The organism is Sphaerospermopsis kisseleviana CS-549 (assembly GCF_028329225.1).
GTDB classification, from domain to species: Bacteria; Cyanobacteriota; Cyanobacteriia; order Cyanobacteriales; family Nostocaceae; genus Sphaerospermopsis; species Sphaerospermopsis kisseleviana.
In genome coordinates, this window is the sequence record NZ_JAQMTI010000104.1 from 1 (window position 1) to 19,037 (window position 19,037).

At 35.8% G+C, this 19,037-nt stretch carries 19 protein-coding genes and 1 pseudogene; 10 read left to right on the top strand and 10 right to left on the bottom strand.

What is annotated here, in order from left to right; translation table 11 throughout:
- Window positions 1–37: 37 nt before the first annotated feature.
- Window positions 38–757, bottom strand: a complete 720-nt coding sequence (locus PN497_RS08425) for a TerC family protein (RefSeq protein ID WP_096565639.1) — start codon at window positions 755–757, stop codon at window positions 38–40.
- A 353-nt stretch (window positions 758–1,110) separates the two neighbouring features.
- Here PN497_RS08425 and PN497_RS08430 point away from each other — a divergent pair, with 353 nt between their 5' ends.
- Window positions 1,111–1,344 carry a 2-oxoisovalerate dehydrogenase gene (locus PN497_RS08430; protein ID WP_096565641.1) on the top strand — a complete coding sequence of 78 codons (234 nt, stop codon included), beginning with the start codon at window positions 1,111–1,113 and terminating at the stop codon, window positions 1,342–1,344.
- On the opposite strand, the gene PN497_RS08435 is transcribed toward PN497_RS08430, so the two are convergent.
- The 3 genes from PN497_RS08435 to PN497_RS08445 all read right to left on the bottom strand — a co-directional run bounded on the left by PN497_RS08435 (window position 1,312) and on the right by PN497_RS08445 (window position 5,190).
- Window positions 1,312–1,572 carry a hypothetical protein gene (locus PN497_RS08435; protein WP_272109913.1) on the bottom strand — a complete coding sequence of 87 codons (261 nt, stop codon included), beginning with the start codon at window positions 1,570–1,572 and terminating at the stop codon, window positions 1,312–1,314. The two genes, PN497_RS08430 and PN497_RS08435, sit on opposite strands and share 33 nt — an antisense overlap.
- Window positions 1,536–1,751 (bottom strand): hypothetical protein, encoded by a 216-nt coding sequence (locus PN497_RS08440; protein ID WP_272109914.1) that lies wholly within the window; start codon window positions 1,749–1,751, stop codon window positions 1,536–1,538. The genes PN497_RS08435 and PN497_RS08440 overlap by 37 nt, the downstream gene beginning before the upstream one ends.
- A 247-nt stretch (window positions 1,752–1,998) precedes the next feature.
- Window positions 1,999–5,190 carry a type ISP restriction/modification enzyme gene (locus PN497_RS08445; protein ID WP_096565643.1) on the bottom strand — a complete coding sequence of 1,064 codons (3,192 nt, stop codon included), beginning with the start codon at window positions 5,188–5,190 and terminating at the stop codon, window positions 1,999–2,001.
- 444 nt (window positions 5,191–5,634) lie between these two features.
- On the opposite strand from PN497_RS08445, the gene PN497_RS08450 reads away from it, so the two are divergent.
- Together PN497_RS08450 and PN497_RS08455 are read left to right on the top strand one after the other, a co-directional pair.
- Window positions 5,635–6,024 carry a hypothetical protein gene (locus tag PN497_RS08450; RefSeq protein ID WP_096565645.1) on the top strand — a complete coding sequence of 130 codons (390 nt, stop codon included), beginning with the start codon at window positions 5,635–5,637 and terminating at the stop codon, window positions 6,022–6,024.
- Window positions 6,021–6,473, top strand: a complete 453-nt coding sequence (locus PN497_RS08455) for an HNH endonuclease (protein WP_096565648.1) — start codon at window positions 6,021–6,023, stop codon at window positions 6,471–6,473. Before PN497_RS08450 ends, PN497_RS08455 begins: the two co-directional genes overlap by 4 nt.
- Here the strand turns inward: PN497_RS08455 and PN497_RS08460 are convergent.
- From PN497_RS08460 to PN497_RS08470, 3 genes are all read right to left on the bottom strand, one after another.
- Window positions 6,460–7,047 (bottom strand): Uma2 family endonuclease, encoded by a 588-nt coding sequence (locus tag PN497_RS08460; RefSeq protein WP_096565650.1) that lies wholly within the window; start codon window positions 7,045–7,047, stop codon window positions 6,460–6,462. The two genes, PN497_RS08455 and PN497_RS08460, sit on opposite strands and share 14 nt — an antisense overlap.
- Before the next feature lie 525 nt (window positions 7,048–7,572).
- The gene (locus PN497_RS08465) at window positions 7,573–7,995 is read right to left on the bottom strand and encodes a hypothetical protein (protein WP_096565651.1); all 423 of its coding nucleotides are present in this window, start codon (window positions 7,993–7,995) and stop codon (window positions 7,573–7,575) included.
- Window positions 7,996–8,071: 76 nt separating this feature from the next.
- Entirely contained in the window at window positions 8,072–8,764 is a 693-nt protein-coding gene (locus PN497_RS08470; protein WP_096565653.1) for a hypothetical protein, read from the bottom strand.
- A gap of 725 nt (window positions 8,765–9,489) precedes the next feature.
- On the opposite strand from PN497_RS08470, the gene acs reads away from it, so the two are divergent.
- From acs to PN497_RS08495, 5 genes are all read left to right on the top strand, one after another.
- Window positions 9,490–11,460: an acetate--CoA ligase gene (gene acs / locus PN497_RS08475; RefSeq protein ID WP_096565655.1), complete on the top strand. Its 1,971-nt coding sequence runs from the start codon at window positions 9,490–9,492 to the stop codon at window positions 11,458–11,460.
- 129 nt (window positions 11,461–11,589) lie between these two features.
- Complete coding sequence (locus PN497_RS08480) at window positions 11,590–12,084, top strand: DUF4365 domain-containing protein (RefSeq protein ID WP_096565657.1); 495 nt, start codon at window positions 11,590–11,592, stop codon at window positions 12,082–12,084.
- A 4-nt stretch (window positions 12,085–12,088) separates the two neighbouring features.
- Window positions 12,089–12,574 carry a DUF4365 domain-containing protein gene (locus PN497_RS08485; protein ID WP_096565659.1) on the top strand — a complete coding sequence of 162 codons (486 nt, stop codon included), beginning with the start codon at window positions 12,089–12,091 and terminating at the stop codon, window positions 12,572–12,574.
- Between the two features lie 5 nt (window positions 12,575–12,579).
- Window positions 12,580–12,900 carry a transcriptional regulator gene (locus PN497_RS08490; protein WP_096565661.1) on the top strand — a complete coding sequence of 107 codons (321 nt, stop codon included), beginning with the start codon at window positions 12,580–12,582 and terminating at the stop codon, window positions 12,898–12,900.
- Between the two features lie 31 nt (window positions 12,901–12,931).
- Window positions 12,932–13,519 carry a Uma2 family endonuclease gene (locus tag PN497_RS08495; protein ID WP_096565663.1) on the top strand — a complete coding sequence of 196 codons (588 nt, stop codon included), beginning with the start codon at window positions 12,932–12,934 and terminating at the stop codon, window positions 13,517–13,519.
- 78 nt (window positions 13,520–13,597) lie between these two features.
- Here PN497_RS08495 and PN497_RS08500 read toward each other — a convergent pair whose 3' ends face one another.
- Window positions 13,598–14,086, bottom strand: a complete 489-nt coding sequence (locus PN497_RS08500) for a DUF3368 domain-containing protein (protein ID WP_096565665.1) — start codon at window positions 14,084–14,086, stop codon at window positions 13,598–13,600.
- Window positions 14,083–14,328 carry a UPF0175 family protein gene (locus PN497_RS08505; protein WP_096565667.1) on the bottom strand — a complete coding sequence of 82 codons (246 nt, stop codon included), beginning with the start codon at window positions 14,326–14,328 and terminating at the stop codon, window positions 14,083–14,085. Before PN497_RS08505 ends, PN497_RS08500 begins: the two co-directional genes overlap by 4 nt.
- Window positions 14,329–15,041: 713 nt before the next feature.
- Here PN497_RS08505 and PN497_RS08510 point away from each other — a divergent pair.
- Window positions 15,042–15,194: pseudogene (locus PN497_RS08510) on the top strand (Uma2 family endonuclease); the annotation flags it as partial.
- Window positions 15,195–15,417: 223 nt separating this feature from the next.
- Here the strand turns inward: PN497_RS08510 and PN497_RS08515 are convergent.
- Window positions 15,418–15,615, bottom strand: a complete 198-nt coding sequence (locus PN497_RS08515) for a hypothetical protein (RefSeq protein WP_096565669.1) — start codon at window positions 15,613–15,615, stop codon at window positions 15,418–15,420.
- A gap of 386 nt (window positions 15,616–16,001) precedes the next feature.
- Here PN497_RS08515 and PN497_RS08520 point away from each other — a divergent pair, with 386 nt between their 5' ends.
- Window positions 16,002–18,812, top strand: coding sequence for a cation-translocating P-type ATPase (locus PN497_RS08520; protein WP_096565671.1), 2,811 nt, complete (start codon window positions 16,002–16,004; stop codon window positions 18,810–18,812).
- Window positions 18,813–19,037 lie beyond the last annotated feature (225 nt).

Consider the following 19,037-nt stretch of genomic DNA (forward strand, 5'->3'; position numbering starts at 1 on the left):
CCCCAGTCCCCAGTCCCCAGTCCCCAGTCCCCAGTCCCTATTTAACTTCTGTTTTTTCTGGTTCTTGGGTTTTGATTTCTACTTCTGTGCGTTTGGAAAAACCCCAGGTTAAAACTATGGCGATCGCACTTACCATGATCCATTGCGGTGGTACTAAAGCTTCGTTAATGACTTTGATTAATAGACGTAAACCCACAAACGCTACAGTGATATAACCTGCGTCTGCTAAATTTTCATATTCATCTAACCAGCGAATAAATAACCCGGCCATAAATCGCAGGGTGACGATACCGATGGTTGTACCGGTGAGGACTAACCAGGTTTCTTGGGAAACGGCGATCGCTGTTGTCACACTATCTAAGGAAAAGGCTAAATCTGTAAAGGCAATTACTGGTATAACTTGCCATAAAGAACTGTATTTGGGTCCGTGATGATGATGATCTTCGTCTTCCTGGGATGTGAAGTGTTGGAATACCAACCACAACAGGTAAGCAGCACCCAATAATTCAAATTGCCAGAATTTTTGTACCCAGGTAGCTGTTAGCAATAGGGTAATTCTTAAAACATAAGCAAATACTAAACCAATGTTTAATGCTTGACGTTCTAGTTTTTGATTTTCTAGTCCTTGGGCGATCGCAGCGAGGGCGATCGCGTTATCTGCTGATAGTACCGCTTCTAAAAAAACTAGGATCAGTAATACTATCAGTGCTTCAAGACTAATATGAAAGTGTAAGTAATCAAATATTTGGTCTAGCATTCCAATTTCTCAAACAACGGAAAATTTTAAATTAACAGCAATATATATTTTTACGATAGCTACTGTAATAAATTGCTACTTTTGCTAGTTTACCATGATTCTGACAAAATTAGGTGACAGTTGACAGGTGCTACGCCACGGTGACAGGTGCTACGCCACGGTGACAGCTGATAGGTGATAGGTGACAGTAATTTTAAAATTACGAATTATTCCATCCTGTAAATCCTTAAATTCTGGACATCCTGATTCAGACATTTCTTTTTTTATCGCACCACAGAAACACAGAGAAAAAATACCAATAATTATGATATTATAATTATAACCTAAAATTTCATGATTGAAAATTACACATTATGCCAATAATGCCTGAAAATAATATCAAAGAAATTATTTTTCTAGTGGAAGAAGATGATGAAGGTGGTTATATTGCTAAAGCAATTAATCAATCAATTTTTACTCAAGCTGATAGTCTTCCAGAACTACGAGAATTAATTAAAGATGCTGTTCATTGTCATTATCCTGATGAAAAAGATAAACTTCATCCTGTACATCCTTTAATCTTGGACATCCTGATTCAGACAAAATAACGTATATCTTGCTCTAGTTTTCAGGATCTTCAATTGATCAACCTGCGCTATTAATTTATCTAAAGTTTCAATTTCTTCATCAGATAATTTATTTTCAGCATTTTTCATCAATAAATCATTCAATTCAGTTTGACTTTTCACAGATAAGGAAGTTTCTGCTAACGCTTGTAATTCATTCTCAGTTAAACCAATTAATAATTCTGAATCTGTTGATAAGCTGTTGTGCATTTAATTTGTATAAGTGGAACAGGCAAGATGCCTGTTCCACAAGAGTTCAGAATATTAGGATTATACAATTTAGCTGTGTAACAGCTTAAATTGGTTAACTGTTGGTAAGTTTCCATATTTAACAACACACCAATTCTTTCTCCTTGGGTGTTAGTTATATATTGTACTGATTCAGTCATAATTTTAGATTGACTAAAAAATTAATGTGAGTCATATTTTATTATACCATATATTATAAGGTTACAGGTGACAAAAGTTTGAAAATTACGAATTATTCCATCTTGTAAATCTTTTAATCCTGGTGATCCTGATTCAGACAAATTCTTTTTTTTAACGAACCGCAGAGACGCAGGGAACGCAGAGAAAAGACAAAAATTATCTACGTTAAAATGTTAATATTCTATCCTGTACATCCTTTAATCCTGGTTATCCTGATTCAGACATTTCTTTAATTATTTCCATCGTCTCTACACTCACTGTACACACTTTCATCAACAAATCTATTACCTGTTCTTTATAATCTGCAAACCGATAAGTATTAAACTTTTCCGCAATGGTGGGATCTTTTGGTTTCTTTTCTTTATATTGATCTAATATCCATTCTAATGCACTCCGATTTCCTAACATATATTCCCAAGCTATTTCAGGAACTCCTGTTAATGTGGTAATATCATCTAAGATGATTACACCTTTATTTTTATCTGCTTTCAATTTAACTTTGATGGTTTTTTGTCGGTCCCTGAGCGAAGTCGAAGGGGGAAGCGAACTTGTACTGAGCGACTTGTACTGAGCGCAGTCGAAGTAAGTCGAAGTAGTCGAAGGGGTGTCTTTCTCTCGGTCCCTGAGCGAAGTCGAAGGGGTGAGCGAAGTCGAAGGGGTGTCTTTTAAGGGAATATCCACACGGGTTAAATTATAAGGTGTGACTGTTTCATAATTGATATGAAGTTTCATGAGTTGTTTTCCCCAGTTCACCCATTTTTGGAAGTTTTCATAATAGGGTAATCGGGGAAATTCGCGTTTTAAATTTAGTTCGTATTTTTTGCGGTATTCTGGGTTATGTAATACTGCATAAGTATAATGGAAAATGTCTATTTTGGTGATTGTTTCATCTTGATAATGGGTTTGAATTTGTTTTAATCCCCAGTCTGTGATGTTATCAATGCGGTTTCCTTCTTTGTCGTAACGATATAATGGGAGACATTGAGTTTGTTCAAGAAAGTGATAGTCACAGGGTTTTTGAGATGCAATCAACTGGAAATTTTTGGATAATGGAGGTCCAGAAAAATAAATTATAACATTGTTTTTATCAAAACTTTTACCAAATATAATTAAATGATTGGTTGTTAATCTATCATTAAGAGTTAAATCAGAATAAAAATATTGTTTTGCGAAAGGTCTATACAAGGAAAATAAAATCAAGTTTTTATGAAACTTTACTTGTGTATATGATAATAATTTTCTTTTTAGATTTTCACTCCATTTAATTGTATAGTCAACAAAATTATCTAAATTCTCGATCTTTCCAAATTCTTTATATCTTTTGATTTCAGAATTGTAAAAATCAATAAAGAAAATTATTTTCTCGACTAAAGCATCTTTATCAAAATCATAAACCCAATCATCTCTATTACTCTTAATTCCATTCGTATAAAATTTAAATATAGCAGTTTCTTGAAATTCCTGTTTTGCATCTTTTAAATTTTTATCAACTAAAGATGGTAGACTCTCAAAATCATTCTCTGCTTGATTTATCCAATTAAAATTTTTATCTGGTGTAATATGTTTAAAAGGAATTTGATTAAATTTTGTTTGTGATAAAAACCTTAGTTTTTCCTCTGCTGTATCAAACTCTGGACGACGAATATAAAATATTTGACATTTATTCAAATCACTCTTCTGTTTTTTCACCATCAACATAATAGATACACCAGTTTGAATCCCAAAAACATTATGTTTTGTTCCTGAAAGTTTGGGATTTTTTCTCACATCACCATGTAAGTCAACTACATAAATATAATTAAAATCATCACTTATAGCTTTTCTAAAACCGTCAAAAGCTCTACCATCAATAAAAGATGAATTTGTAATAAACGCAATAATTCCATTTTTACCTAGTCTATCAGAAGCCCATCTGATAAATCTAGTGTACATATCATAAGCTTTTGTTTTTTGAGCATTGCTATATTTTACATAACTTTCCTTAATTAATTTATCAATTGCTGGATAACTTCTATTCTTATTGTTATCATTTTCATTTTGTTGATTTGCATTATAAGGAGGATTTCCAATAATTACCGAAATAGTCCGATCATTCTGTCTTTTAATCCTCTCTGTATTTTCCAAAGTCATCGCAAATAAATCCATTTGCTTACCTGCAAACAACGTATTATCCAAAGTATCTACAAAACAAATATTCTCAAACTCCTCATACACCCCCATCTTCTGTTTATAAGTATATTCAATATTCAAATTTGCTATATAATAAGGTAAAATTGCCACCTCATTACAATGAATCTCATGTTGATATTTATGCTGTAAACTATGGGGAGGTAAATAATCAATCAACTCAGTAATAAAAGTCCCCGTACCCGTCGCAGGATCTAAAATTTCTACATCCTTATCCCCTAACAATTTACCAAAATGTTTATGTACTAAAAAATCCACACTTTCAATCATAAACCTAACTATTTCATTAGGGGTATACACAATACCCAACCTATCCGCAGCTTTGGGATTATATGCTTTATAAAAATTCTCGTATAATGCTTTGAGAAACTTCTGTTTTTCTTGATGATTAACAATATTAGCAGCAGTTCTTTTAATTACCGCATAATATCTTTCAATACTTCCCAAAGTATTCCGCTTTAAACTTCCAGTAAAAAACGTCGAAATTACCCCTTGTAACTCCCTCGCAACATTATTTTCTTGATGAAACTGCGACTCACTGAAAATATTAATAAAAATATCCTCAGTCAAAATATGTTGAATCATCATTTCCCGAATATCTAACAAACTAATTTCCGGGTTAATGGACTTTTTACAAAGTTCCCAAAACTTATTTCTTGCGGTTTCAAAAGATTGATTATTCCCCTCTTGACAATCAATCAACTTTCTGAGAGAATCTAATATAATGGGAATGTCTTGTTTAAATACCTCTATCGCTTCTCGAAAGTCCCGCACTTCAGGACGAACAAAATTTATAAAGTTATTAATAATACCATCTAGCGCGTCTGCATCTTGCATAGATACGCGCATTGTTTCTGTACCACCTTGAATTAAAACGGCAGTTTGGGAATCTTCAAATAAAATATTACTATCAGGATAACCTTTATTTAATTTCTTCTCAATTTCCTGATCTAAATTATCATATTCGTCTTTAGCTTCCCAGTAACCCCAATCTAACCGCAAAGCATCTTTAACTGTACCATCGGGATAAACGACTTTACCATTAGGTAATTTAAAATCTAACTCAGGAATAAGCAGAAAATCACGAGGTTTGCAATATTCATTTAACAGATTTTCAAAAGCTCTACGAATAGATTTTTCATTTCTTGAACCACCAAACTGGATGATTTTTTGGACTTCTGTTTGATATTGGGAGACTAATAATCTGGACATAAATTACTAAAAGCTGACTAATTAACCTGTTTTTCTATCTGCGTTAATCGGCGTTTATCTGCGTTTAATTATAATAATTGTATGTGATTTTTGATGCAAAGACAAGAGAAAATAAGTAAAGAATTATTGCAAAAACAATATATTAGTTAATCTAAAGTGTTAAGATATCAGGACTTACGCAAAAGGTAACGAAAGTAGGGGTAATACCCTTCGGGAAGCAAGCTACATGAATTACCCCTAGGCAAGAATAAGGTTTTCAGTCACATCTTCCGTAAGTCCTACATAAGCTGTTACACAGCTAAATTATATAATCCTAATATTCTGAACTCTTGTTTCACAGGCAAGATGCCTGTTCCACTTATACAAATTAAATGCACAACAGCTTATAATAAATTAAAGTCAAATCCTTTATAATCAAAATATCAAGGAAAACTATCTAAAAATATGAGTAACCAAATCACAATTACTCTACCAGATGAAATTTACCAAAAAGCTGAACACTTTGCACGTCTAGCAAACCGTGATTTAGCCAGCGTCTTAGTTGATACTATCCAGTTTTCTATCCCACCTATTAGCCAAGAAGCAGCAAACATTGAACCTGTATCAAAACTTTCTGATCAACAAGTTTTAGAGTTGACAGAATTACAAATGAAACCTGAAGAAGATAGCCGTTTGACTGAGTTGCTAGACAGACAACAAGCTGGTATTCTCACAGAATCAGAACATCCTGAATTACAAGCATTAATGCAAATTTATCAGGAAGGTTTATTGAGAAAAGCTACTGCATTAAGTGAAGCTGTAAAACGTGGATTAATAAAAGAGTTAGATGCGTGAGTTCTAGTCAAATTTCTGAAGAAGTCCGGGCAAGAGTACGAAACCAAGCAAATAATCAATGTGGTTATTGTCGTAGTTTACAAAAGTATGTTTTAGGAATTTTGGAGATAGATCATATTATCCCCAAAGCTAAAGGTGGAACTGATGATCAAGAAAACTTATGGTTAGCTTGTAGACTATGCAACGGATACAAAGGTACTCAAACAGAGGGATTTGATCCAGTTACTAACCAGAAGGTTAAACTATTTAATCCTCGTCAACAAAAATGGTCACATCACTTTGCTTGGACTAACAATGGTACACATATAATGGGATTAACTGCCTTTGGTCGTGTTACAGTTGTAGCTTTACAACTCAATAATATTTATGCAGTTACCGTTAGACAAGCGTGGGTTTCTGCTGGTTGGCATCCACCTGAAAATGATACGGAAGATATTATTTCTCATTAATAAAATCAATAAATTGCGATACCGCATCATATTGATCAGGAATAGCTAAAAACTGCAATAATAACTCTTGATCCAAATCTGGAAAAAACCGACTGCGGTTAACTTCCTCATATTCCAAAACAGCATTTAAACTAAAAATTTGAATTTTATGATTTCTCCAAAACCAAACTTCAGGAACTCCCTTAGGTTTATATAATTCAGTTCTATTAATTGAACCACTACTAACGATAATTTCAATCACAATATCAGGAACTTCTTTATTAGTACCAATACAATAAGATTCATCTGGTGTTCCCGAAGCATAACCCGCTGCTTCTAAAGTAAAACCACCCCTACCATAAAACCGAATCCCCTTATATCTCATGTATGCTTCTAATAAATAGGAAAGGGTTTTTTTCACATATTCATGTTTATCACCAATAGGAGACATTATTTCCAGCACCCCTGCTAAATATGCCAATTTTACAGCATGATTTTCTTCTAACTGGACTTCAATAGTTTTAAACTGTTGCCAAGAAACACCAGGTACAGTTATCAGTTTTTCTGTTTCCTGTTCTAAAAGTGGAACTGTCATAGAACAAACCGCTATTATTTTTAATCAATTATAAGCTGTTGTGCATTTAATTTGTATAAGTGGAACAGGCATCTTGCCTGTTAAACAATAGTTCAGAATATTAGGATTATACAATTTAGCTGTGTAACAGCTTACTCTCTAGCAATAAAGCAGATTGCAGATCAATAGACATCTCCAGAAAAGAAATTATGGAACTTATTTATGGGGGCAGGGCGAAGCTTATGGGATATCTAGATGTCTGATTTTTCCGTTAAATTATCGCCCATAAGCTTCGCCCCTACAGTTTCCGCAGTAGGTGATCACCCGAATGCTAAACCCCTACGATTAAAATATGTTCTGGAAAAATGACAATCTCCAGAAAAGAAATTATGGAACTTATTTATGGGGGCAGGGCGAAGCATTTGGGATATCTAGATGTCTGATTTTTCCGTTAAATTATCGCCCATAAGCTTCGCCCCTACAGTTTCCGCAGTAGGTGATCACCCGAATGCTAAACCCCTACGATTAAAATATGTTCTGGGAAAATTACAGCAACTTTTCCAGCAAACAATTTGCTAAATCCAGTAAATCAAGATCACAAATATGAAGATAACGCGCTAGAATATCGCTAATAGCTAATATTTTTTGATCTTCCCTAGAAATCCGCAAACATTCTTCTAAATCTACAGCTAAATCAAACAGTGGCCTATCTCGTAAACGATACCTAATTTTTACTGCTATATCATCATTACTTACTAAAAATTCTTTAATAGTATCTAATAAAGAATGATTCAATATTTCATCATCATCCCATGTTTCTAACCAATCTCCATCGGCATCTTCAACATAAAGATGTACATAATTTACTCCATATTCTAACCAGTCTTGTTGCATTCTGCGGGCTGCTGCTAAAATTTCAGCAAATTCATCTACTTGAGTAATGCTGTTCATTTCTTTTTGGTTAAGCATAAATGCTGATAAATGCTGTCGTAAACAGGTAACGATTTAGGCAAGGACTCAGGTGTTCAATATCAACAATTGGATATCAGGAAAAGTTGACATACTTTCCTTGGGACAGATGATCACTGTTGTACAGCGCCACATTTACTAACTGGTTGATAAAATCATTTTCGCCAGGATTGTAACTTAAAAACAATCCTCTCTCTATTTCCCACATTTGCAGGGCATTTTGCCACTTTTCATATTTTTGACCATGAAATTCTTTACTAACACTGGTGATTTGAATACAAAGTGGTTTGTGTTGATGATTACTAACGATTAAATCTGTCGCCATAGAAAGGTCAGCAATATAACGCTGCCAAACATTCCCTTCACGACGCACAATATCTTGGGCTATTGATTTAATCATATCATCATCCAACTGATTAAACTCCCCTGCCATCATTTTTTTCTTCCAAATATAAAATTTGGCATCTGTTGAGTTGATCCACTTAGGAAATAAATAACCATACCAATACCTTTCATTGGCTGTCATTTGCTCAAATTTTGCTTGTCTGGCTGCTTCGGAAGGTAATGATTTAATTAGTAGCCAAATTGTAGAGTCTGTAATTACCTCTAGGAGAAACGCAAGCACATAAGGTTTAGCAGTCAGGGAACCAGGGCGAGTATATTTAACCCAACGATTGATCTCATTTAATCTTTTGGCTAACTGAGGATCTATTGTTGCGGCTCTCTCGCTTAATAACTTTAGTTTATCCTTTATTTCTTTTGCTTGCAAACTACGCCCTACTTTTGAGTCACTAAACTAAATAAACATTTTGTTTTCAATTTATACCTGGGAACAGATGTATATGATTCATGTTTTGGTGTATTTGGTGTTAAAATTTGGTTTTTGGTAAAGTTTTGGTAAAGTTTTGGTAAAGTTTTGGTAAAGTTTACTTAATTAAAGAAAGATTGTATTGACATTTTTGGACAAAGGTTGTATTTGCCAAAATTTGAGGATTTCACAACTCTGGTTTTACCCAGTTAGCTGGTGCAAAATACTTACTGCCACAGTAGTTAGTATACTATCTTTTGGTTTCAGTCTCTACCACTCTGGTTGTTTATTTTCTGCAACTGGGGATACACTTTTTTATTTGCTGATACTTTTCTATCTTATCCTGTTTCCCGGTACAAGATGTACTGTTTTTCTTTTCCTCAATCATACTTAATATTTTCTTTAGGTTTTATCTGCTCAGTGGCTTATTTTTGCTTATTTATGACTTTTGTCAACTGGGTTACTGGGATATCTACTTCTAGTTCTGTCTAAAATGTACAAGTTATATGATAACGAACCGCAAAGGACGCAAAGGACACAAAGAAGGAATAAAATGGGATATCACACAATTTGATAATTCTGTGATAGACAGTTGGATTCATCTAGCTTAATGAAAATCTAAACAATATTTGCCAAAACTTTGCTAACAATAGTTTTCAGTCACAATACTGTTTACATAATTCATCATGTCTCAACCGACGATAGAATCTATCCTACAGGAAAAGCGTCTGTTTCATCCAGCTAGTGATTTTTCCCAAAAAGCTCAAATCAAAAGTTTGGAAGATTATCAGCGTCTTTATGATACCGCAAAAGCTGACCCTGAGAAATTTTGGGCAGATTTAGCGGAAAATGAGTTACATTGGTTTGAAAAATGGGATACTGTGCTAGATTGGCAACCTCCTTTTGCGAAGTGGTTTGTCAATGGCAAGATTAATATTTCTTACAACTGTCTTGATAGACATCTAACGACTTGGCGTAAAAACAAAGCGGCTTTGATTTGGGAAGGTGAACCGGGAGATTCTCGCACGCTAACTTATGCTCAGTTACATCGTGAAGTTTGTCAATTTGCTAATGTGCTGAAACAGTTGGGTGTGAACAAGGGCGATCGCGTGGGAATTTATATGCCCATGATACCGGAAGCGGCTATTGCTATGTTAGCCTGTGCGAGAATAGGCGCACCTCATAGCGTTGTTTTTGGTGGTTTTAGTGCGGAAGCTTTGCGCGATCGCTTAAATGATGCTCAAGCAAAAGTAGTAGTTACTGCTGATGGTGGTTGGCGTAAGGATGCAATTGTACCGCTTAAAGAACAGGTAGATAAAGCTTTAGCAGATAACGCCGCACCCAGTGTTACAGATGTCTTAGTGGTTAAACGCACCGGTCAAAAAACCCATATTGAACCAGGAAGGGATCACTGGTGGCATGATTTACAACAAGGTGTATCCGCTGACTGTCCGGCTGAACCAATGGACAGCGAAGATATGCTATTTGTTCTTTATACCTCTGGTAGTACGGGTAAACCCAAGGGGGTAGTACACACTACGGGCGGTTATAACCTATACAGCCATATTACCACAAAATGGATTTTTGATTTACAGGACACAGATGTATATTGGTGTACTGCTGATGTCGGTTGGATTACGGGACATAGCTATATTGTTTATGGTCCTCTTTCCAACGGTGCAACTACTGTAATGTATGAAGGTGCGCCCCGTGCATCTAATCTTGGTTGTTTCTGGGATGTGATTGAAAAATACGGAGTAACGATTTTTTATACTGCTCCTACCGCTATCCGCGCCTTTATCAAAATGGGTGAACACCATCCTAAATCCCGCAATCTTTCATCCTTGCGGTTGTTGGGTACTGTCGGTGAACCTATCAACCCCGAAGCTTGGATATGGTATCATAAAGTGATTGGTGGTGAACGTTGCCCCATCGTTGATACTTGGTGGCAAACGGAAACTGGTGGTGTTATGATTACACCTTTACCCGGTGCAATTCCCACTAAACCCGGCTCCGCTACCCGTCCTTTCCCTGGTATTATTGCGGATATTGTGGATTTAGAAGGTAACACAGTTCCCGATAATGAAGGTGGTTATTTAGCTGTACGTCATCCTTGGCCGGGAATGATGCGGACTGTGTACGGTGATCCTGAGCGTTTCCGTCGCACTTATTGGGAACATATTCCGCCCAAAGATGGTAAATATACTTACTTTGCCGGTGATGGTGCAAGAAAGGATGAAGATGGCTATTTCTGGGTCATGGGTCGTGTGGATGACGTGCTAAATGTGTCTGGACACCGCTTAGGGACTATGGAAGTAGAATCTGCGTTAGTTTCCCATCCGGCGGTTGCTGAGGCTGCGGTGGTTGGTAAACCTGATGAGTTGAAGGGTGAAGAAGTTGTAGCTTTTGTGACCTTAGAGGGAACTTATCAACCCAGTGAGGAGTTGAGTAAGGAACTGAAAAAGCACGTTGTCAGTGAAATTGGTGCGATCGCTCGTCCTGGGGAAATTAAGTTTACTGATGCACTGCCAAAAACGCGATCGGGTAAAATTATGCGTCGGTTGTTGCGGAATTTGGCTGCGGGTCAGGAGGTATCGGGGGATACTTCGACTCTTGAGGATCGCAGTGTTTTGGATAAGTTGCGGGAAGGTGCTTAGTTTGAATTAAGCTCACGCAGAGACGCAGAGGCGCAGAGAGTTGAATTAATATGGGGTGGGCAATTTTGCTTACCCTATATTTTGGGAAGCAAATTATAACTGAATTAAGATAGGGATATATATAACATAATGAGGGATGCACTCGGACAAAGAGGTGAGAGGATATTTGAAGTTTTAATCACTAAATTTCACTCTGATGATGGTCCCATTTTTAAGCCTCAGTTTTTAGGAGATAAATGGCAGTATGTTGATTTTATTGTTGAGTTAGTAGGTGCTGGTTGTTATATTCCTTATTTTTTTGTCCAAGTCAAAACTACCAGACAAGGTTATACTAAGAAAGATAAACGTTTAAAGGTGCAAGTAAAAAAGGAATCTGTACTTGGTATAGCATCTTATCCAGCACCAACTTATATAGTGGGAATTGATGAAGTTCAAGAAGTCGGTTATTTAGTTTCTGCTAATGGTGAAAATTTAACATCTCTCTCAAGTTTATCTACTAATTTTCCTATTAATAAACAGAATAGAGAAATCCTTTGGAATGAGGTCAATAATTTTTGGCAACCGTACACACAGAATATACAGAAAATTTTAAGTTCCCAATTTACTGATCAACAATGGAGATAAAACAATGCAAACAGAACAACCTTGGTATATTGGTTTCCGTTCAGAAGCTTTAGCTGTTGTTTACTTGACTCGTCGTGATGATTTGATTGTTTCTCAACAACAAAAAGACACAGGATTAGATTTATTAGTAACCATCACCCAAGATGGTAAGTCTAGCGGTAGAATGTTTGGGGTAGAAGTGAAAGCAACAGCTTCTAGTTCTAATTTGATTCAGCATGATAGTATTTTTAAGCTAAAAAATAAAAGATATAACAATTTGAATGTCTTGAGAGATTTACCATTTCCAGTTTGCTTATTTTTCTTTACATTAGATAATGATAAAGGTTACTATAAATGGATTTTAGAACCTATCATCAAAGATCATAATAATGTGGCTTTGAAAATTAATGAAAATGAGGAATTTAAAAACCTGAATGATGAGGAAATAGATAATATTATTACGATTGTTAATAGCTGGTATGATCATAAAAGTAATTTAATAAAATTGTAAAAATCATGAAAGAAGTAATAACACCGACAAGTAAAAGTTATAAGGAATATTTAATTTCATCTCTCCAAGATGTTGAAGAAGCTGCTGCATATTTAGAAACTTTTTTACAATTGGATGAAGAAGTCCGTGAACCTGAAGTTTTACGTTCTGCATTAAAGAATATTATTGATGCACGGTTAGCAGCAAATAATCTTTCGGAAACTGCTAAACAGAAATATCAACAACTTGATCAGATTTTATCTGCAAGTTTCGGAGATGAGATTTATAGTTTAGTTGAGTTTTTAGATGTTTTGGGATATCGAATTAAGTTAGAGGTTAAAGTATAAGTATAGTATTCATGTTTTTGGCATAAATATCATGACTCTTGCAAAGGAAACACAATACTACTCACCCGCAGAATATCTAGAATTTGAAATAAATTCAGAAATACGTCACGAATATATAGATGGCTTAATTATACCCATGACAGGTGGAACACCAGATCACAACCAAATTACTGGCAATTTTTACGCTGTGCTAAATTTTGCTCTTAAACGTCAACCCTATCAAGTCTTTGTTACAGATCAAAGACTTTGGATTCCTCAAAAACGGATTCACACTTATCCTGATGTTGTGGTTGTGCAAACTCCCTTGGTTTTTGCAGAAGGAAGAAATGATACTATTACTAACCCAATAATGATAGCTGAGGTATTATCAAAATCTACCAAAGGTTATGATCGAGATGAGAAATTTGCAGCTTATCGGACTATTCCTAGTTTTCAAGAATATATTTTAATTGATCAATATACAATGCACGTTGAACAGTATATTAAAACAGATCGGAGAAAATGGACATTTTTAGAATATGAAGATAGTAATGATATTTTGAATTTAGCTTCTATTTCTTGTGAAATTTCTCTGGTTGATATTTATGACAAGGTAGATTTTACCAGTGAAGCATCATAATTAATGGTGCGTTACTTCGTGTAAATTGATTGGTGTATTTTATAATCTTTTTGCACTCCTAACGCACCCTACAAACTACTAATTTTCATTAGCTTCTATCAAAATAGTATAATAGAGTTGATCACCAATTCTAAAAGCTGTGTGAGAAATTAACTTATCCATCAAAGATTTAACATTATTAATTAATCCTCTTTTTTTAGCAATCAACAATATACCTAATACTCCAGTCAAAGACAATCCTAATTTTATCGCTTCCTGTCTTCCTAATCTTTCATCTATTAACAACTTATTAGCATTTAATTCTATTGCTAATACAATTGCTTCAGATTCTCCCCTATCTAAATTTCGCTGTAAATCTTTTACTAATTGATAATTAATAACAGGTTTATTCTTGAGAAAATTAGCATTTTTTATAGCATTATTAACTTTTTCTCCTGCTCTAATATCTGTTAATTCATCATATACTGCTTGAGGAATAATAACTTCACTATAAATTTCTTGCAGTAAAAATAGGTGATCAATTTTAGCTAAATTGCTAATTGGTGATGTGTTACTAACAATAATCATAACCAACCTGTTTCTTGAAGAGTTTTCATATCTTCTTGAAATTCTGCAACATCATAATGAAGGGAAATATTACGTTGAGCGAGTAATTCCTGAAATTCTACATAATTCATTTCAGCTATTTTACTAGCTTTACCTAAACTAACTTTTTCTTTTTCAAATAACATCACTGCAATTTCTATTAATAATTCTTTTGATGTCATTCCTGTAGAATGGAGAATTTCATCAGAAATAGTTAAACTCATAAATTTATCTCCTCATGAAAATTGTGTTGAATTAATTATTTATCTTTACTTAATCAAGTCTTATAATATAATATCACAATTTTGGTACATTCTCAAATCTTAATTAAACCTTGCATTTGTCAGAATCAGGATGTCCAGGATTTAAGGATTTGCAGGATGTGATTGAATGATTGTTTGTGAGGATGTTGGGTATTTTATTTGTCTGAATCAGGATGTCCAGGATTTGAGGATTTTCAGGATGTGATTGAATGATTGTTTGTGAGGATGTTGGGTATTTTCAGGATGTTTTTTGATAATTTTATTTAAATGATTATAAACCATCTAAAAATTACCATCCTGTACATCCTTTAATCCTGGTTATCCTGATTCTGACAAAATTTAGATCCCCGACTTCTTTGATCTAATCATCCTGTATCAAAATCAATTATCCTAGAAGTCGGGGATCTTTGTGATACAAAATTTTACTATATATGCGCGGACAGATTTCCACTGATAACATAAATATAATGTAAATTTCGCATCTTGTCAAGTCTTAAAATGTAAATTTTATCAAGATCATCGTTTTTCTGAATCAAGATTTATACAGGATCGAAGTTTAAGCATAAAATATAAATACAATCTTGGTTATGCATAATGACTTCCCTCACAGTATTGACATTACCAGACCACACCCAGCTACCAGACTCCGATGGTACATTTGTGTTAGCGAAGCGCGTTGGTGGGATGAAGAAGGTAATTTATTGTTAACAGGTGAAGAACGCGCAGAAGTGGAAAAACAAAAACGAAAACAACTTGTGGAAAAATTACGCTTCCTTTCTCCTAAACAACTTAACGCTTTAGGAATTTGTCTGGAAATGTTAGAATAAACACTAATTTTTTACTGATTTTTTCAAAAATTCCTAAAAAATGTCAAAATTAGGATATCCTGATTCTGACCATCATTATTAAACAGGACTTACGCAAGTGTCACAAGGAAAGTCTAAATTTAAGTCTGTAGTAGGCACTTTAGTGCCAAAAATAAGCGATAAATCGCTTACTACGAACAGAGAAATATGCCAGTTGCGTAAGTCCTATTAAAATGTCCCTTTATTAAAAAGACCCTTTAAATGCTGCATAACTCAAGGTAATAATAATTGGTAAAATAATAGGAATAATAATGATTAATCCCATTTTACTAATCCTAATTTCTTGACCATCAGATTTAAACAGTGCAATTACAGCAGCAGTGGCCATAAAAATCCAAATAAATCCAAAGACTATAAAAATGGTAAATGTTGAGTTATTCATACATTATATATTTTATTTGTGGTGTACTAATATTTTAATTTGTCTGAATCAGGATGTCCAGGATTTAAAGATTTACAGGATGTGGCTTATCTGCGTGCATCTGCGTTCAATTATTCTGGTATTACTGTTAAATTACCTTTTTTTTAAACGAACCACAGAGACGCAGAGGACGCAGAGAAAAAATATCATTTATCTTTTTATTCATGCAATTAATTATGTTTAGAAGTCGGGAATCTTTGACCACAAACTAAAATCCTGTAAATCCTTTAATCCTGTACTTCGACTTCGCTCAGTAACCAGACATCCTGATTCAGATAATACCTTTGACAGATGAACAGGTATAAACTCAGCATCTAAGATATCAAAGCCGGATTGATACCAAAAGTATGAATTCCAACTTTCATATTTGGACGCTGACACCTACAGATGTCTACAAGACACTAATAACAACTCCCCAAGGTATCAGCGAGGCAGAAGCAAATTTAAGATTAAAACAATTTGGTTATAACGAACTTCCCGAACCCCAAACCCGCCCTTTAATACTCCGTTTCACTGACCAATTAACCCATTTTATGGCGTTGCTGTTGTGGGTAGCGGGAATATTAGCTTTTATTTCCCAAACTCCAGAATTAGGTTGGGCAATTTGGGCAGTTATTTGGATTAATGCTATTTTTAGTTTTTGGCAGGAATATCAAGCGGAAAAAGCTTTATCAGCACTGAAAAAAATCTTACCTTCCCAAGCTAAAGTTTTTCGAGATGGGAAATTATCTGTAATTCCTGCCCGTGAATTAGTTAGCGGCGATGTCATGCAGTTAGAAGAAGGTGATAAAATCTCCGCTGATGCCAGACTGATTGAAAGTCAATCTTTATATGTAGATGCTTCCGTACTTACAGGGGAATCTTTGCCTGTTCCCCGCATTAGCGAACCTGTCACCGCCGCAAATATCCATGCTTCGGAAGCGAGTAATTTAGTATTTGCAGGTTCTACGGTTGCTGCTGGTCGGGGACTGGCGGTAGTCTACGCAACAGGAACACATACAGAATTTGGTCAAGTCGCCCATCTTACGGCAAATGTGAAGCGGGAAGCCAGCACTTTAGAGGTGCAGATTTCTAGGGTGGTTCACATCATTACTATCATTGCTTTGAGTATGGGGGTGGTGATATTTTTATTAACTAAGTTGCTGGTGGGAATGCAACTGAAAGAAAGTTTCATTTTTGCCATTGGTATTATTGTGGCGTTTGTTCCCGAAGGTTTACTACCTACTGTGAGTTTAGCTTTAGCCATTGGTGTCAGACGCATGGCTACTAAGAATGCTTTGGTGCGGCGTTTGTCTGCGGTGGAAACTCTGAGTGCAACGACTGTTATTTGCACTGATAAAACTGGGACTTTGACTAAAAATGAAATGACTGTCCGCCAATTGTGGATTCCTAATACTAATATTAATGTGACTGGGGTGGGTTATGAACCCAAGGGAGAAGTAGAAATTACCTCTAGTGAAAATCAGTCTCAGGTGCGGTTAATGTTGACTGGTGCGGCGCTTTGTTCTAATGCGCGGTTAAATCATCCCCCCAATTCCAATCAATGGCAAGCTGTGGGTGATCCTACGGAGGCGGCGTTATTGGTGGCGGCAATTAAGGCGGGTTTGCATTTGGAGGAGTTGCAACAGCGATCGCCCAGGGTTCGGGAGATTCCTTTTGACTCTCACCGTCGGATGATGACGGTTTTGCTAGAAGGACATTTGCCGTTAGATAATGTTGAAAATTGCGAGTATGTGATTTTTACCAAGGGTGCGCCTTTGGATGTGTTGCAGCATTCGCGGTATTTATGGCATTCGGGGGAAAAGCTGGAATTAACGGAAACTCAGCGCGAGGAAGTTGTGGCGGCTAATGATCAATTGGCTAGTCAAGGTTATCGTGTTTTAGGGGTGGCGACAAGGCAAGGTGGGGGGGAATTAAATCAGCTAGATAATAATTTGTTAGAACAGGATTTGACTTTTTTGGGGTTGGTGGCGATGATTGATCCACCACGTCCAGAAGTTGCGGATGCGATCGCCCTTTGTCATCGTGCCGGCATTCAAGTTACTATGATTACAGGTGATTATGGTTTAACAGCAGCAGCGATCGCCCAACGTATTGGTTTAGCTAACGGTAAACCCAGAATTATCACTGGTGAACAATTAGGACATCTTTCTGATACGCAATTACGGCAAATCATCCACAAGCACAAAACCGGGTTAGTATTTGCCAGAGTCATACCAGAACAGAAACTCAGGTTAGTTGAAGCCTATAAAACCCTTGGTCATGTCGTCGCTGTCACTGGTGATGGTGTCAACGATGCCCCGGCTTTACGCGCTGCGAATATCGGCATAGCAATGGGAATTAGTGGTACAGATGTTGCCCGTGAAGCTGCGGACATTGTGCTGATAGATGATAACTTTGCCACTATCGTCTCTGCCATTGAACAGGGTCGGGCGGTGTATCAAAATATCCGCAAGTTCATGACTTACATTCTCGCTTCCAACATGGCGGAGTTTTTACCTTTCCTAGCAATGGTGTTTCTGAAAATACCACCAGCACTAGTAATTTTGCAGATATTAGCCATTGACTTAGGTACAGATATGTTACCCGCACTAGCATTAGGGGCAGAAAAACCGGAAACTGGTTCAATGGAGTTACCACCCCGGAAAAAATCCCAAGCACTGTTAGATTTACCTTTATTACTGCGTGCTTACTGCTTTTTAGGTCTGCTGGAAGGTTTAGCAGGTATGGCAGGATTTTTCTTTGTTTGGTGGACAAATGGTTATAATCTTCCCCAATTACAGGCACTTAGCCCTAGTATTTTATCTCACTCCGCAAATGCAGCAACAATGGCGATTTATCACCAAGCTACGACAATGACTTTAGCTGTAATTGTCGCTTGTCAAGATGGTAACGTTTTTGCCTGTCGTTCCGAAAGATTTTCTATTTTGCGTTTGGGCTTTTTTACTAACCGTTTAATTTGGGCAGGAATTGCGGTGGAATGGTTATTAATTCTCTCTATTATTTATTCTCCTACTTTGCAAAATGTCTTCTCGACTGCACCTTTAAAACCATCTTATTTGTTGATGTTATTGTTTTGTCCACCGTTAATTTTAATAGCTGATGAATTGCGAAAAATAATTATTCACAGAGTCAACCATCAAGCTGAAATCTCATAGTTATCAATTGATAATTGATAATTGACAATGGAAAGTTACATCTTGCTCAAGGGTAGAGGATAGAAAGCAAGGAAAGGTTTTTAGTAAGTAGGGTTTGCTGAATAAACCTAAAACCTTGATATATCAAAGGTTAGAGGCTGATAAACACAGAAATTAGTGCAAGGGTTTTGAAGGGTATACCGGAAAAAGTGTGCATTTTTTGGGATTTCAAGAGATGGCAAAGAA